This window comes from Nocardiopsis kunsanensis DSM 44524, from assembly GCF_000340965.1.
Taxonomy (GTDB): Bacteria; Actinomycetota; Actinomycetes; order Streptosporangiales; family Streptosporangiaceae; genus Nocardiopsis; species Nocardiopsis kunsanensis.
Window position 1 is genome coordinate 105,194 of record NZ_ANAY01000011.1, and the last position, 14,863, is coordinate 120,056.

Sequence of the window (14,863 nt, forward strand, 5' to 3'; positions counted from 1 at the left end):
GTACATCTCGGGGAGGACGAGAGGTGTCAGCCACGGCTGTACGAACGGCCGAAAGCTTCGATGTAGCGTTGCACGGCGCTGGTCGAGCGACCACGTGAGAGGGCGTCCTCACCCCAGCGGTCTCCACGTGTTCCGACGAGCGGCGGGACAGACACGGGTCCTTTCCGTTCCACGGACGGTCAGGAACGAACTCCCATCGGAAAGGCGGGGGACATGCGGGCGCTGAAGGCCATCGGTGCGGCGGCGCTGGGGCTGATCGCCGGTGGCGCCGTCGGGTTCGCGCTCTCGGAGGTGCTCGCCGTTCTCCTCTTCGTGCTGGGGGGCGGGGAACTGCCGGAATGGGCCCCTGCCCTGCGCTATTTCCTCCCGCTGTTCGCGGCCTTCGGCCTCATCTGCGCACCTGTGCTGGTCTCGCGCGAAAGGAAGTAGAGGACATGGCGGCGCGTTGGTTTCAGTCCCGCAGGAGCGACCGCGTTCCCGGCCGGCCGGACGAGACCCTGAACGATGTCGCTATCGCCGTCGTCGCGGCGACGGCCCTGTTGATCGCTGAGGTCGTCTTCGCCCACAGGAACGACGTTTCCCTCCAGATCCACAGCACGGGCCTGCTCGTGGCGGGCGCCGCCTCCATCATGTTCCTGAGCCGCCGGCCCCTGGTCACCGCCGTGGTCGTGGGCCTGTGTCTGCCGCTGTACTACCTGACGGGCAGCACCGACGCCTGGCCCGCGTGGCTCCTGCTCTTCGTGGCCGTCATGCGGCTGGCGGCGACGGGGCGGCGTGCAGCTCCCGTGGTCACCGTCCTCACAGCCGTTGCCGTCTTCGGCGTGGGGGAGTCGCTGGCTTTCGAGCCATGGCGCACAATCGCCGTCCTGGGATGGATGATCGCCATCATCGCGGCCGCCGAGATCAGTCGCGGCCGTGCTCTGTACTTGCGTGCGACCGAGGAACGTGCGGCCGAGGCCGAACGCACCCGTGAGGAGGAGGCCCGCCGCCGGGCCGGCGAGGAGCGTCTGCACATCGCACGAGAGCTGCACGACGTCATCGCGCACAACATCTCCCTGATCAACGTCCAAGCGGCCTCGGCGGTGCACCGGCGCGAACCCGAACAGGCCCTCCAGGCCCTGGAAACGATCAAGGACACCAGCAAGGACACCCTGCGGGAACTGCGCGCGACACTCGGCGTGCTCCGCCAGGTGGACGAAGAGCCTGCCGGGACGCCCGAAGCCCCCGCCCTCGGGGTGAGCAGACTGCCCGAGCTCGTGCACCGCACCCGTGAGGCCGGTCTGGACGTAACTTTCACGGTGGACGGGACGGACTCAGCGGTCACGGACGGTCCAGGGGGATCCGCCGCGGCGGATATGTCGTTGCCCTCCCCGGTGGACCTGGCCGTGTATCGGATCGTGCAGGAGTCGCTGACCAACGTGCGGCGCCACTCGGACTCCGCACGGGTGGACGTGGCCATCGACAATTCCCCCGGCCAGATCGTCGTAAGCGTGGTGGATGAGGGGACCGGCCACGCCGGCCCGCACCGGGAAGGCAACGGTCTGCGGGGCATGCGTGAGAGGGCAGCGGCACTGGGCGGAAGGTTCGAGGCCGGTCCCGTTCCGGGAGGCGGGTTCCAGGTACGGGCGGCCTTTCCGGTGGACTGAGCACCGGGCAGCCGTAGGCCCTCGCCACATGATCTGCTACGGCGCGGAACATCCTGGCAGACTCACAGAACGGGAACATCCGGCACGACGGCGCTCTGCGCCCGGCAACGACGAGGGATGCAGCGTGATCAACGTACTGATCGCCGACGACCAGAAGCTGGTGCGGGCGGGTTTCCGTTCGATCCTGGACGAAGAGGACGACATCTGCGTCGTCGCGGAGGCCTCCGACGGTGGTACGGCGGTCGAGACGGCCCTGCGCGAGCGCCCCGACGTGGTCCTGATGGACGTACGTATGCCCGGGACGGACGGCCTGGAGGCCACCCGGCGCATCGTCTCGGACCCCCGGCTCAAGGAGGTCCGGGTCGTCATCCTCACCACCTTCGACGTGGACGAGTACGTCTACTCCGCGCTGCGGGCCGGGGCCAGCGGCTTCTTGGTCAAGGACACCGAGCCGATGGAGCTCATCCACTGCGTACGCGTGGCGGCCCGTGGCGACTCCTTGCTCTCACCCACGGTCACCCGGCGGCTGATCGCCGAGTTCGTGGGACGGATCAAGGAGCCACCGCCCGCCGTGAACCTCAACAGCCTCACCGAACGCGAGCGTGAGGTGCTGGCCGGGGTCGCGGCCGGACTCAGCAACGGGGAACTGGCCGAGCGTCTCGTCGTCTCCACCGCGACCGCCAAGACGCACGTCAGCCGGATCCTGACCAAGCTCGGTGCCCGCGACCGCGCCCAACTCGTCGTGATCGCCTACGAGACGGGAACGGTCCGCCCCGGCTGGCTGTCCTGAGGCGGTGGGGTGACGAAGAAACCGTGGTCATCGGCCGGACGCCGCAGCATCCGGTGGAGCGCGACCTGGCCCACCACCATGAGCGGCAGCACGGGAAGGATCGCTCCCCCGGTCAGCAGCAGGGTGCCGGCCGGGGGTGTACCCAGGGGCAGGTTCAGGGCCCCCGCCAGCAGCGGGACGGCGGCGATCGCCACCGCCGAGGTGTGCCTGGACAGATGCGGGCCCGACAGCCCCGAGGTGATCGCCAGCGCGGTGGCCGGGACGGCGGCCACCGCGGCCAGCAGCAGCGGGCGGTCCACCGCCGGGCCCGTGCCGGGGAACGCGACCAGAGCCGCGGTCACCGCGGTCGTGGCCAGGCCCGTTCGGGCCAGAACGCGGGTGGCCCAGGCGGCCTGGTCGGCTTCGGGAGCCGTAGCCGGTCCAGTGTGGCCGGAGGCGGAGCCGTCGGCCGGAACGAGCCGTTCGGCCCCGAAGGCCGCGCCGCGCAGCAGGAACAGGACCGCCACGGTCAGGGCGCAGACCAGCGAGAAGGGCGTCAGGGGGTCACCGCCCGAGAGCAGGCCACCGATGATCAGTCCCCAGGACAGCGCCAGCAGCCAACTGCCGCTGACCAGGGCGGAGTCACACACCGAACGCCAGGCGCCGGTGTCCACGCGGGCGCGCAGCCACAGACCTGCGTCGCGCATGAGCCATCCGGTCAACAGGACCGTGGACACGGCCCACATGCCGCCTTCGAACAGCACGTCCTTCAAGGACGGGAACAGGCCGGCCACCACGCCCACCGCGCCCACGAGCCACACCTCGCTGCCGAGGAAGTACGGAGCGATCGCCGAGACCAGGCGGCGGCGCTCGGCCGGGGTACGGGCCAGGTAGGGCGCCGCCATGCCGAGCCCGATGTCGCATCCGGCGAGGACGAAGTAGCCGACGATCAGACCTGTCAGGAAGAGGGCCGGGGCGATTTCCATACGGGTTCCCTGTGGTTGTGGGTCGGCGGACCGTGGGACCGGCTCGTGGTCGTCGAATCATTCCGGGATCGCGTCCTGAACGGCCGTTCACCGATCCGAGAGCTTTTTGGGGCCGACACCCCTAGAGGCGCAGGACCGGGGTGCGCCCGTCCTCGTCGTCCTGGTCAAAAACGCGGGGTGGGGCGAGGGGACCGGCGTTCGGGCCCAGCCGCGCGAAGCGCACGAGCAGCCAGGCAGTCACAGTGCCGAGCACGGCGAAGGCCGACGTGAACAGGGAGAACGAAACGGTCGCCATCAGCGGGGACATGTCGGTCACGGCGTCGGCCGTGGTCAGGTGGTGGCGCACGGTCCAGGGTTGGCGCTCTGTCTCACGGAAGACCCAGCCGCCGACACTGGCTGCGTAGGGCAGCACCGGGACGAACGCGAGCAAGCGCAGGTGCCACCGCCACCGGCCCAGCCCGCGGAACGCCCACACCCCCGCGGAGAGCATGCCCACCAGAAGCATCAGGGCCCAGGAGAGCATCATGACCATGTCGCCGGATATGCCGAGCGCGTGAGCGGTGCTCAGTTCCCCGTAGCCCTCCTCGATCGCGGCGATCTGCTCCGCCGAGTAGGTGGTTCCGCTGCTCGGTGGATCCTGGCCGTACATGATGAATTGGAGACCACCGCTGATCACGGTGGGCAACACTGCGATCAGCAGCAGGGCCGTGCCGTGCCGGACACCCCGCTGGTACATGCCGTCGGGGTCGCAGCCCCGGCGCAGGTGGTAGGCGCTCGCTGCCGCGATGACGGCGCCGCCCAGCAGGAGCGCGGAGAAGGTCACGTGGGTGAAGGCCAGGAGGGCGGACGGGTTGGCGGCCATGGCCCCGACGTCGTCGATGACGGCCTCGCCGTCCTCGATCGAGATGCCCGTGGGGTGTTTGAGGAAGCCGTTGGAGACCAGGACCCAGTAGGCGGAGGCGTAGGCGGTGGTCGTGACGACCAGGAAACAGCACCAGTGCGCCCACTTGCCCATGCGGTCCCAGCCGAAGATCCACAGGCCCAAGAAGGTGGACTCGACGAAGAAGGCCCCCATGGCTTCGATCGCCAGAGGTGCTCCGAAGGCGTACCCGTACATTTCGTGCAGGCCCGACCAGTTGAGCGACAGCTGCAGTTCCATGACGATCCCGGAAAGGATCCCCATGGCGTAGTTGATGATGTACAAACCTCCCCAGAAACGGACCGCGCGCATCCTGGGTCCGTCCCTCCGGAGAGTAGCCCTGAACTGGCCGAACAAGATGTAAGGGGCCAGGCCGAGGGTGAAGGCGACGAACATGTAGTGGACCGCTGCGGTCAGGGCGAATTGGAACCTCGCCGACAGGAGCGGGTCTTCGAACATCCTGGAGCCTTTGCAGGTGGAAACGCATTGTCACGGGAAACCCTGACCGCGTGCATCACCCCGTGGAATCCCTCCGGAGCGGATATCGGTGCTACAACCGGGGAAGTGGGCGGTACGCCGTCCCTACCGCCGGGGATGTAGGCCGACCGGGCGTCCTCCGTCCGGCCCGTCCGTCCGGGCCCAGCAGTGGTCCCGGGTGGAGCGGCCGTGGGACGCGGTCCGGTGCCCCACGGGGCAGGTGTCGCCCCAGGGTGATCACTGAGTCCTCGAACGCGATGCCAGGAACACGCCGGCGGCAATACCCACGACCGCGAGGATCACCGGCAGCCCCCGGAAATGGACCGGTCCGTCGAAGAACAGGAACCCGATGATCCCGATCACCTGGTCGAGCACCATTCCCAGAAAGAACCCGCCGACCAGCCCGAACACGGCGCCGAGCGCCATACGCATAGAAGCTCCTCGTTCCGTTTCTTCGTTGTGGGGCGACGCTAAGAAGGAGGTTCTGCGGCGTTCAACACGCGCATGGTGCAAATGTGGCTGCTACTCGTGGTGTACACGGTGGCTACTGGGCTGCACCGGAAGATGTATCTGCTACGGGGCAGTCGATTGCCGGCGCACATCGGCACCGGAAGAACGGGGGAGACGCGGTCGATCGGTTCTCAGGTCCGATCAGCCGCTCGTGCCGGCGGGCCGGTTCCCGAACAGCGGGGTCGTAGCCGTGTGCCACATGGGGGCGGCCGGAACCCGGCACCGTATCTCGGCGGGGGTGGCCCCGGACCCGGCGGCCAGGTCCGGACGGAGCGCGACCGCGTTCTCCCCAACAGGGTGAAGTGCTCTCGGAACTCCTGTGCCTCGTTGCTGCCTGCGTAGGGCGTGTCCGAGGGGTTCGAGCACGACAGAGGTGTTCGTGCAGTTCGCAGAGCCCCGGGGCAGCCGGGGCAGCGATGCGTTCTTGAGACGTGTGCAGCAGTGAGCGGCCGACGGACAGGGGGCAGGGTCGATGTGTGCACGCGGGGCCGTGCTCGGACCCTGCGGTCGGCCCCCAGTCGACGCCCCACCAAGAAGTACGAGGATCACGCGCGGGCGGGCCGGGACAGGTGGCGTGTGCAGTGTTCGAGGACACACTGCCCCCGAAACCTCCCGAATCATTGACTCGGCCTCCACGAGGGGCCGGTTGTTCGCCGGACGGCTGCTTCCGTGCCGGGGGACATGCGAGGAACGGGGCGGGCCGGATCGCCCTGTATGCGGCCTGACCTACAGCGTTACCCCCTGGCGTGCACGGTGCGTGCGGCTGTGGTGTCTGCGGAAGAGGCCAAAAGGTTGCTTCGTGTTTGCGTCGCCTATCACACGCACGCAATGTGGCCCCAAACACTGTACAAGGGCCGGTCACTGAATACATTGCACGTATGAACTTTATCGAATCGATGCCGAAGTTTGTGTTTACAGCGACATCGAGCGTTCTGCTCACCGGCGGACTGCTCTTGGCCGGCCCGGGTGCCGCGTCCGCTGATGAGAAGGAGGAGGCCCCCAACAAGGGGTGTGCGGGCGTGGAGCTGGACGTCTCCGGCGTCTCCGGTGACTTCCCCGAGGAGGCGGAGAAGGCTGCCGACGCCCTCAATGACAAGTTGAAGCAGGACATGGCCGGCAACATGAACGCGCGGACCGCCACCTGCGCCAACGAGGTGGTCGAGGCCGCGAAGGACCGCGCCATGGGCAAGGACTCCGCCGCCATCGCGATGGCCACCACCATCGTCGAGACCCACCTGAACAACTACACCGGCGGCGACCGCGACAGCATCGGCCTGTACCAGCAGCGCGACCACTACGGCTCCTCCGAGGACCGGCTCGACGCCGGTCAGGCCACCGAGGCCTTCTACGACGAGTTGGACGTCGTTTACCCCGACGGGAGCTGGGAGGACGAGTCCCCGGGCAAGGTCGCCCAGGACGTGCAGCGCTCGGCCTACCCCGACCGTTACCACGACCAGATCGATGACGCCGAGGTCATCGTGGACCACCTCTGGTCATGAGCCCCTTGTAGACCTGCGGTGGTGGAGCCTGTGAACCCCGCTCTCACACGCTCCACTGCTGAAACCCCGGCCCCGGTTCCCGACGGAACCGGGGTCTTTACATGTTCGTGGTGGGCGGCTGCCCGACGTCCGAGAGCGCGGGCCCGATCCGTGCCGCATCGAGGTGGAGCGCGGTGGTTGAGGGCTTCTTGCGCTTGTCCGGCGGGTCCATGGGCGGTCGGCGTACAGGGGAGCGGGCCCGGCAGAGTGATGCCTCTGCCGAGGTGCCCGAGAGGTTGCTCCGTCTTGGTGTTGTCCATCCCACTCCATGAAGGGGACCTAGAAGGGCAGGTCATGCCGTAGGTTTGCGCCCATGAAATTTACAGAACCGATGCAGAAATTTATGTTTACCGCGACCTCGGCCCTGGTGCTGAGTGGAGGACTCCTCCTGGCCGGGCCCGGCACCGCTGCCGCCGATGACAAGAAGGACGACGCCAGTGACGGCTGTACGGGCGTTGGGCTGAGCGTCTCCGGCGTCTCCGGTGACTTCTCCGAGAAGGCGGAGAAGGCTGCCGACGCCCTCAATGACAAGTTGAAGCAGGACATGGCCGGCAACATGAACGCGCGGACCGCCACCTGCGCCAAGGAAGTGATCGAGGCCGCGAAGGACCGCGACATGGGCAAGGACGCCGCCGCCATCGCGATGGCCATCACCATCGTCGAGACCCACCTGAACAACTACACCGGCGGCGACCGCGACAGCGTCGGCCTCTTCCAGCAACGCAACCACTACGGTTCCTCCGAGGACCGGCTCGACGTCGGGTGGGCCACCGAGGCCTTCTTCGACGAGCTGAGCGTGGTCTACCCCGGTGACAGCTGGAAGGACGTGGCCCCCGGCGAGGTCGCCCAGGACGTGCAGCGCTCGGCCTACCCCGACCGTTACCACCACCAGATCGACGATGCCGAGGTCATCGTGGACCACCTCTGGTGACAAGACCCCTTCTGGCGTCAAGACCTTCACAAACCTGTTGGTGGTGGAGCGTGTGAACCCCGCTCTTGCACGCTTCGCCGCTGAGACCCCGGTCCCGGTTCCTGATGGAGCCGGGACCTTTTCTATGTCGGAAACACCCCGTACCGGCCCGTAGGCGTCGCTGCAGGACCCGCCGTCGGCGACAGCCCCGTGGCACGCCGGAGCGGATCAGGGTGTTACCGCTGCCCCGAGCAGATGGGAGGCCAGCGCCCCTGCGGTGGCGGCCAGGGTGTAACCGGCCAGGATCCACCCGGTGCGGCGGCGTGGTTTGCGGTGGGCTCCCGGGCGGCTCTGCGGTACCGGCACGGGCGGCCGCGCGGGGCGCGGGCGCGTGCGGGTCGTGGTGGGAGCGGGCCGGGCTCCGCTCGGTGTTCGCGGGCGGGGGACGGGTGGGGCCTCGGGCCGGGGTCGTGGAGGCCGGGACACCCGGTCTTCCTTCGGCAGCATCCAGGCGGGGAGTTCTCCGTGGAGCTGCCGATAGCGCACTCGGGGGTTGTCCTGCATCTGGGCGAGCATGTCCGCCTGCCGTGTGCGGGGTTCCCTGCGGCCGGTGAAACGCCGGCCGCGGGGCGCGGACAGCACCTGGCGTATGCCCGGGGACAGTGCTGCGGTGGTCATCGCACACCTCCGCAGGCGCAGGTGGGGCGGGTGAGGTAAGTGAACTCGGCCCACAGCACGGTTCCGGGGCCGGCCGGGGTGTCGGAGAAGGGGCACGGGCAGGTGCCCCATTCGTCGGCCAGGTGGTGGATGAGGGCCAGGCCGCGTCCGGACTCGGTGGTTTCCCAGTCCTCGACCGAGCGTCGGGGCGAGGGCACGGTCGGGCGGTGGGGGAGCGGTCCGTCGTCGATCACACACAGGCGCAGGGTGGTCTGCCGTCCCACCACGAGTGGGGTGGACAGCAGTCGGACCACGGTGCCGCCGGGGCATTGGGAGCGCGAGTGCGTGACGGCGTTGGCGAAGGCCTCGCTCGCGCACAGTTCGATGTCTTCGCGCACCTGGCGCGGGATGCCGACGAGGTGATCCAGGTCGGTGCGGAGTTCGGAGCGGAAGGCCGTGCAGGTGGACGCGGTGCCGGGGTAGGTGCGGGGTTCCCATCGCCGTCCTGGGTAGGCGGGGGTGGGGGTCGGGTGGATAATGGACACGTCGGCAGCTCCAGTTGTGGAAGACGGATCGTGCTGGCTCTGCTCTGGTGGGCGCTGCTATCGCCCACCAGAGTTTTTTATGCCTGGCCAAAGTTGCTTTCGGGCAGGCGCATGAGCTCCTCGCTCCGTGCGGGCCGCACTGAGGCAGCGGCTGCTCGGGTACTTCAGCTGCCCTGATCAAGGAGGAGCCGCACTGGAACTGCTGGAATACTCACTGTGAACAGGAGACAGTGCCCCTGATGGAAAGTCAAGTGGAACTTCCACTTAGCCTGGCCTCAGGTGACAGAAGAGATTCGTGAAAGCGCAAAAAGCGGACTATATGGACGGAGGTGGGTCATGGTAGCGCCAGGGCCTCGGGTGCTACGGCTTCAACTGGGGCGTGAGATCCGGCGGCTCAGGGAAGGTGCCGTCCTCTCTCGGGAGGAGCTCGCCAAGACTCTGAGCTGCGGAACGTCCAAAATCAGCAAGATCGAACTCGGCTACAGCACGCTGAACGCCAACGAGAGCAACAAGCTCGTCAAGCTCTTCGGGCTGGATGGAGACGAGGCGCGAGTTTTCCGGGACTTGGCTGCTTCTGCACGAAAGAGGGGATCCTACGGCAAGGTCCTCGACTTCGCCCGTGGCTACGTCAGCATGGAAGCTGACGCATCGGATTTGAAGATCTTCTATGAGGAGCTCATACCCGCGCTGTTCCAGACCCAGGACTATGCCCAGGCTGTATGTTCAACCTCCGTCACCATCGCTCCGGCTGATATCGAGCATGTGGTGCAGGGGCGTATGAGCCGTGGTGCTGTACTCACTCAGGATGATCCACCCCGTGTGTCGTTGATCCTGGGGGAAGGGGCTTTGCACCGGACTGTAGGCGGGCAGAGCGCTCTGCGTGAACAGCTGCAGCATCTCTGTCGTCTGGCACAAGAACCACACATCGATCTTCAGGTTCTTCCTTATTCAGCAGGTGAGCACGCTGCGATGGGCGCTGGGTTCACCCTGCTTCGGCTGGACGAGGTGGAGGCGACCTACGTCTACCTGGAGGACCTCACCAGCTCTGACTTCTGGGACCGCCCTCAGCACACGGGTGTCTACGAGTTGGTCTTCAACAAGCTGCAGGTGGCCGCGCTCGGTAAGCGTGAGAGCATGAACCTCATCGAGAAGCGCATCAATGAACTAGACGAGGGGGGCTCGCTGATGTCTCAGCAGAACCGGACGTCAGCAGCTTGGCACACGAGTAGCTACAGCTCTGGAGCCAACAACTGTGTCGAGGTCGCGGAAGGGCCGGTCACCGGGGTCCGTGACACCAAGCATCGTGAGCTCGGCTCGCTGCACTTCTCCGCTGCCGAGTGGCGCGCGTTTCTGAGCACCGCCACGACCGTCTCCCGCTGAGCCTCCCGGGCGCGCGGGCACCAGTACTCGCGTACTCAGACCGTCCGGGAGCGGAAACGGCCGTCCCCGGTGGGGCAGCTTGAGGCCGCCCCCGACCATGGTCACCGCTGGTCGAAGCGGAGCTCCCGGAGGGTGCTCAGGTCGATGCCGTACCGGGCGTAGACCTTGGTGGTGTTCTCGCCGGTCAGATCCGTTTCGGCATAGCCGATCAGTGCGGCGATGCGGACGACCTCGGCCTGACTGGTGGCTTCGATCTCCACGTACGCAGGGATATGCGGCCACGAATCGATCTCGACCTGGGCGCCGTCGAGGGTGAAGCTGTGCCGGCGGTTCTCCTGGTAGGCCTTCGGGGTGTAGCCGAGTCGGCCCAGCAGCTCGTTGGTGGTCTCGAAGTCGCCGACGACCGTCTCGGTCTCACGTGTGCCACCGATCGCGTCGGAGCCGATCTCCTTCACGCAGAGCGTGGCCTGGGTGCCGGTGTCGCGCAGGCGCATCCACCGGGACGGATCGGCCGGATCGATGTCGTAGACGTAGCGCCGTTGCAGCACCTGCCCGAGGTCGGTGCCGCCTTTGTCGATGAGGTGCTGGGCGAGTTGGTCCGGGTCGATGCCGAGGACCTTGGCCTCGTACTCGATGTCACTCATGATCGCGTTCTCCCTCTCGGCCGGTTCAACGGGCAGCAAGCTGTAGTGTCTCCGCAACGGCCTCGTCGCGTGTCCCGTTCAGGGAGAGCCACGACGTTCCCGGCCGGGCCACCTGAGCCACGGCCCGTGTTCACGGAGTGGTCGGCCCCGGGGTCGGAGGGCGGCGGCATGCTGTGTCCTGTTTTCGGGCGGGCCGTATCCGAGATAATCCGGCTTCTGGAACCGAGGTGCAGGTGACAGGGGTTGTCGACTGTGTGATGTGCGTATCGCTATCCACAGAAAGTGGTGTACGGGGTTGAGCCCCTGAATAACAGAATGGTATCGATGGGGCATGCGAGTCGACGAAACCCCTGCGGGCGGCCCGGCGTCGACGAAACGCGCCCCGAACCACACCGCTGCTCCGGCGACCAACTGGATCGACCTCGCCAGGGTCTGCGCGATGGGGGCCGTCGTCCTCGTTCATGCCTTCAGCCCGCTCGTGAGTACCACGCACGCCGAACTCGGCAGCCACTCCTGGTGGGCCGCGCACGTCCTCGATTCCGCCCTGCGGTGGTGCGTGCCCGTCTTCGTGATGATCAGCGGGGGCCTGCTCCTGCGCCCCAGGGAACACGAGGACGCGGCGGCCTTCTACCGCAAGCGATGGGCCAAGATCGGTGTGCCCCTCATCGTGTGGACCGTCGCCTACCTCGCGTGGGAACGGTGGCGCGACGGCATCGCCGCCTCCGACGCGGTCGCGGCGGCCTCCTCGGGCACACCCTCGATCCACCTGTACTTCCTGTACGTCATCGCCGGCCTCTACCTGCTCACACCGTTCCTACGCACGGTGGTCGCTTACACCTCCCGCGCCGGGCTCTGGTGGTTCGCCTGGCTCGCGCTCGGCATCGGGGCGGCCGACCAGCTCCTGGGCCTGGTCGAGGGGGTCGGCGGTTCGACCGCAGCCACGCAGTTCCTGCCCTTCCTCGGCTACTACCTGCTCGGCTGGCTGCTGATGACCAGCGACCCCGGCCCCCGCGCGCTGCGCTACGGCACCGTGCTCTTCACCGGAGGCGTCGCGGCCACCGCGGTGGCCGCGTGGGCGGCCGCCGCCGTGGCGGGGGAGTGGGGCACCGGAGCCGAGTACGTCTACGACTTCCTGTCGCCGACGATGGTGGTCGCGTCCGTGGGGGCCTTCCTGCTGCTGCGGAGCGCGGGCCTGAAACTGGCGGCCGTCGGCGGCCCCGCCGCACGGAGGATCGGCCGGGTCGTCAGTGTGCTCTCCGGCCTCAGTTTCGGCGTCTACCTCGTGCACGTCATGGTGCTCAACACGTTGCGGGACATCGGGGGCACACCGGATGGCGCCGCAGCATTCCTCGCGGCGTGCGGATACGGGGCCGCAACCGCTGTGATCAGCATCGTCCTGGTCGCCGTTGTCCAACGGATCCCGTACCTGAGGGCCACGGTCTGAATCGAGCGAGGGGAGAACGAGCGCGGCTGTGAGAACGCAGTACGGGTGATATCACGTGTCCGATTGATTCATCACGGGTCTGTTCTTCGGACTCCTCTCCGGGTTCCTTTTGTGGACGGCCATCCACTCCACGAAGCCGGGGATCGACATCCACAAGAGCCCGGGGGTGCGTGTACCGAGCACGCTGGAGTCGGAGGAGGCCTGGCATGCAGCGCACAAGCGTGCACACCCCTACTTCTTCGGAAGCGGCCTGCTCCTCTCTCTGGTCGCGATCGGTTTCCTCGTGTGGGCTTCGACCGCTGACGTTCCCGGGAGCGCAACCCCTCCGACGCTCATCGCCCTGGCCGCGGCCACGCTGGTTCTCGGCGTGGGTGCGGTGCTGGGGGTCCGTGCGGCCGGCGCTGTGAGAAGCGCCCGGTGAGGGCCCCGGGCCGCCCGGGTCTCCGGGCAGCCCGCTCACGAAGGGCCATCCCCCAGAACGTAGGTGCCCGTGTCCCCTCCGCCCGGTGGCAGGTCGGCCGCCACGGGACCGGCCTCCCGGTACACGCTCGGGCTCACCCCGTACCGGCGCTTGAACGCGGCACTGAACGCGAACGCGCTCCCGTAACCGACCCGGCGCGCCACCGAGGCCAACGTCGAGTCCGAGCCCCGCACCAGATCGGCACCGAGCGCCAACCGCCACTGCGCGAGGTAGGACATCGGAGGACACCCCACGAGCTCGGTGAACCGGCGGGCGAGCACCGTGCGCGAGACCCCCGACCCGGAGGCGAGCGCGGCCACCGTCCACGGGTGCTCGGGTGAGGCCCTGATCGACTCCAGCGCGGGCCCCACCACAGGATCCGTCCGCGCCCGGTACCAACCGGGGGTGCCCGAGCCGCCCTCCGCCAGCCAGTCGCGCACCATGCCCGCGAGCAGCAGATCGAGGATCCGGTCCAGGACCAGGGTCTGCCCCATGCGGTCACGGTCCAGCTCCACACCCAGCAGATCGACCAGGGAGGTCGCGTCCGCTCCGGTCCCGGCGGGACGGATCAGCACCTGCGGCATCGCGTGCCACAGATGGGAACCGAGCTCCCCGGGTGCGCGGTAGGTGCCGCTGAGCATCACGGTGGCGTCCGGCCCCGGCTCCTGGCCCCATGTGCGCACCGACAACGCCATGCTGTCGGTGACGTCCACGCCCCCGCTCGAACAGCGCTGGTCGGGCCCGACCACGACCGTGGCGGGTGTGTCCGGGGCGTGCGCGAGGGTGTACGGCTGCGGGCCGCGCAGCGCGACCACGTCGCCCGGGACGATCCTCCGGGGCCGGTCGCCGGCGGTGCTGAGCCAGGCCGTGCCGCGGGCGAGCGCCACCACCGACAGCGGGGCGCGGTCCTGCACACGCATCGACCACGGCGGGTTGAGGACCGAACGCAGGAGGAAGGCGCCCCGGGCCTTGGGGCCGTCCATGAGGGCGGTCAGGGCGTCCATGGGTCCATCTTCGCCCCGGTGCCGCACGGTGTCCACGGCGCCGGGACGCACGCGTATGCGGGGGCGCGTTCCGACGATGGAGAACGGAGCTCCCGCGGCGTTGAGTGAAGACATGCGCAACACGAACCAGAACACCAGGCCCACCCTCGTCACCGGAGGCACCGGCAAGACCGGTCGCCGCGTCGCCGAACGGCTCCACGAACTCGGACACCCCGTCCGGGTCGGGTCCCGTTCGGGCACACCCCCGTTCTCCTGGGAGGACCCCGCCACTTGGGAACCCGCGCTGGAAGGCGTGGGTGACCTCTACCTGAGTTACCAGCCCGACCTGGCCGTGCCCGGGGCTCCGGAGAGCGTCGGCCGTTTCGCGCGGGCCGCAGCCGACCTCGGGGTGCGGCGGATCGTGCTGCTCTCCGGGCGCGGGGAGGAGGGAGCGCTCGCCGCCGAACGTGCGGTGGCCGGGGCCGGCGCCGAGTGGACGGTCGTGCGCTGTTCCTTCTTCGCGCAGAACTTCAGCGAGAGCTTCCTGCTGCCGCAGGTGCTCGCGGGGGAGCTCGCCCTGCCCGTCGGCGGGGTGAGGGAACCGTTCGTGGATGCCGGCGACATCGCCGACGTCGCCGTGGCCGCCCTAACCGGTAAGGGGCACGCCGGGGTGGTCCACGAGGTGACCGGGCCGCGTGCGTTGAGCTTCGCGGACGCGGCCGCGGAACTGTCCGCCGCCACCGGACGCACCGTGCGCTACACCGACCTCACACACGAGGAGTTCGCCGCGGCCCTGGCCGAGGAGGGGCTGCCGCCGGAGCTCGGGGACCTGTTCTCGGTCCTCCTGGACGGGCGCAACACCCACACAGCCGACGGGGTACAGGAGGCGCTGGGGAGACCGCCGAAGGACTTCGCGGTCTTCGCCCGTGAGGCCGCCGCGACGGGGGTGTGGAACCCCTGAGCCACGGGCCGGGGAGCTGGGGCCGGGGCCTGTC

The 14,863-nt window shown here is 68.4% G+C and carries 16 protein-coding genes; 9 read left to right on the forward strand and 7 right to left on the reverse strand.

The features are described from left to right. Nucleotides 1-213: 213 nt before the first annotated feature. The 3 genes from D456_RS0109155 to D456_RS0109165 all read left to right on the forward strand — a co-directional run bounded on the left by D456_RS0109155 (nt 214) and on the right by D456_RS0109165 (nt 2,436). On the forward strand, nt 214-429 hold the full coding sequence (locus D456_RS0109155) for a DUF5957 family protein (protein WP_017575875.1): 216 nt from the start codon (nt 214-216) through the stop codon (nt 427-429). A 5-nt stretch (nt 430-434) separates the two neighbouring features. Next, nucleotides 435-1,646, forward strand: a complete 1,212-nt coding sequence (locus D456_RS0109160) for a sensor histidine kinase (protein ID WP_017575876.1) — start codon at nt 435-437, stop codon at nt 1,644-1,646. Nucleotides 1,647-1,770: 124 nt separating this feature from the next. Continuing rightward, the gene (locus D456_RS0109165) at nt 1,771-2,436 is read left to right on the forward strand and encodes a response regulator (protein WP_017575877.1); all 666 of its coding nucleotides are present in this window, start codon (nt 1,771-1,773) and stop codon (nt 2,434-2,436) included. Here D456_RS0109165 and D456_RS0109170 read toward each other — a convergent pair. The 3 genes from D456_RS0109170 to D456_RS0109180 form a co-directional block, all read right to left on the reverse strand. Then, entirely contained in the window at nt 2,397-3,401 is a 1,005-nt protein-coding gene (locus D456_RS0109170) for a cytochrome d ubiquinol oxidase subunit II (RefSeq protein ID WP_017575878.1), read from the reverse strand. The two genes, D456_RS0109165 and D456_RS0109170, sit on opposite strands and share 40 nt — an antisense overlap. Nucleotides 3,402-3,522: 121 nt before the next feature. Continuing rightward, complete coding sequence (locus tag D456_RS0109175) at nt 3,523-4,779, reverse strand: cytochrome ubiquinol oxidase subunit I (protein ID WP_017575879.1); 1,257 nt, start codon at nt 4,777-4,779, stop codon at nt 3,523-3,525. A 255-nt stretch (nt 4,780-5,034) separates the two neighbouring features. Beyond that, complete coding sequence (locus D456_RS0109180) at nt 5,035-5,229, reverse strand: DUF5957 family protein (RefSeq protein WP_017575880.1); 195 nt, start codon at nt 5,227-5,229, stop codon at nt 5,035-5,037. A gap of 974 nt (nt 5,230-6,203) precedes the next feature. Here D456_RS0109180 and D456_RS0109185 point away from each other — a divergent pair. Together D456_RS0109185 and D456_RS0109190 are read left to right on the forward strand one after the other, a co-directional pair. After that, complete coding sequence (locus D456_RS0109185) at nt 6,204-6,806, forward strand: hypothetical protein (protein ID WP_051049433.1); 603 nt, start codon at nt 6,204-6,206, stop codon at nt 6,804-6,806. A gap of 382 nt (nt 6,807-7,188) precedes the next feature. Then, nucleotides 7,189-7,776: a hypothetical protein gene (locus D456_RS0109190; RefSeq protein WP_017575882.1), complete on the forward strand. Its 588-nt coding sequence runs from the start codon at nt 7,189-7,191 to the stop codon at nt 7,774-7,776. Between the two features lie 207 nt (nt 7,777-7,983). On the opposite strand, the gene D456_RS23910 is transcribed toward D456_RS0109190, so the two are convergent. Both D456_RS23910 and D456_RS0109200 read right to left on the reverse strand, forming a co-directional pair. Beyond that, entirely contained in the window at nt 7,984-8,433 is a 450-nt protein-coding gene (locus tag D456_RS23910) for a hypothetical protein (RefSeq protein WP_017575883.1), read from the reverse strand. Further along, the gene (locus D456_RS0109200; protein ID WP_017575884.1) at nt 8,430-8,957 is read right to left on the reverse strand and encodes an ATP-binding protein; all 528 of its coding nucleotides are present in this window, start codon (nt 8,955-8,957) and stop codon (nt 8,430-8,432) included. Before D456_RS0109200 ends, D456_RS23910 begins: the two co-directional genes overlap by 4 nt. Before the next feature lie 279 nt (nt 8,958-9,236). Here D456_RS0109200 and D456_RS25585 point away from each other — a divergent pair, with 279 nt between their 5' ends. Further along, nucleotides 9,237-10,337, forward strand: coding sequence for a helix-turn-helix domain-containing protein (locus tag D456_RS25585; RefSeq protein WP_152442521.1), 1,101 nt, complete (start codon nt 9,237-9,239; stop codon nt 10,335-10,337). Nucleotides 10,338-10,438: 101 nt separating this feature from the next. Here D456_RS25585 and D456_RS0109215 read toward each other — a convergent pair whose 3' ends face one another. Then, nucleotides 10,439-10,981, reverse strand: coding sequence for a class IV adenylate cyclase (locus tag D456_RS0109215; RefSeq protein WP_026115721.1), 543 nt, complete (start codon nt 10,979-10,981; stop codon nt 10,439-10,441). A gap of 331 nt (nt 10,982-11,312) precedes the next feature. Between D456_RS0109215 and D456_RS0109220 the strand changes: the two genes are divergently transcribed. Beyond that, nucleotides 11,313-12,425, forward strand: a complete 1,113-nt coding sequence (locus tag D456_RS0109220) for an acyltransferase (protein ID WP_017575888.1) — start codon at nt 11,313-11,315, stop codon at nt 12,423-12,425. 166 nt (nt 12,426-12,591) lie between these two features. Further along, complete coding sequence (locus D456_RS0109225; RefSeq protein ID WP_160166724.1) at nt 12,592-12,846, forward strand: SdpI family protein; 255 nt, start codon at nt 12,592-12,594, stop codon at nt 12,844-12,846. Nucleotides 12,847-12,881: 35 nt separating this feature from the next. On the opposite strand, the gene D456_RS0109230 is transcribed toward D456_RS0109225, so the two are convergent. Then, nucleotides 12,882-13,889: an AraC family transcriptional regulator gene (locus tag D456_RS0109230; RefSeq protein WP_040699030.1), complete on the reverse strand. Its 1,008-nt coding sequence runs from the start codon at nt 13,887-13,889 to the stop codon at nt 12,882-12,884. 112 nt (nt 13,890-14,001) lie between these two features. Between D456_RS0109230 and D456_RS0109235 the strand changes: the two genes are divergently transcribed. Next, on the forward strand, nt 14,002-14,829 hold the full coding sequence (locus D456_RS0109235) for an SDR family oxidoreductase (RefSeq protein WP_017575891.1): 828 nt from the start codon (nt 14,002-14,004) through the stop codon (nt 14,827-14,829). Nucleotides 14,830-14,863: the final 34 nt, after the last annotated feature.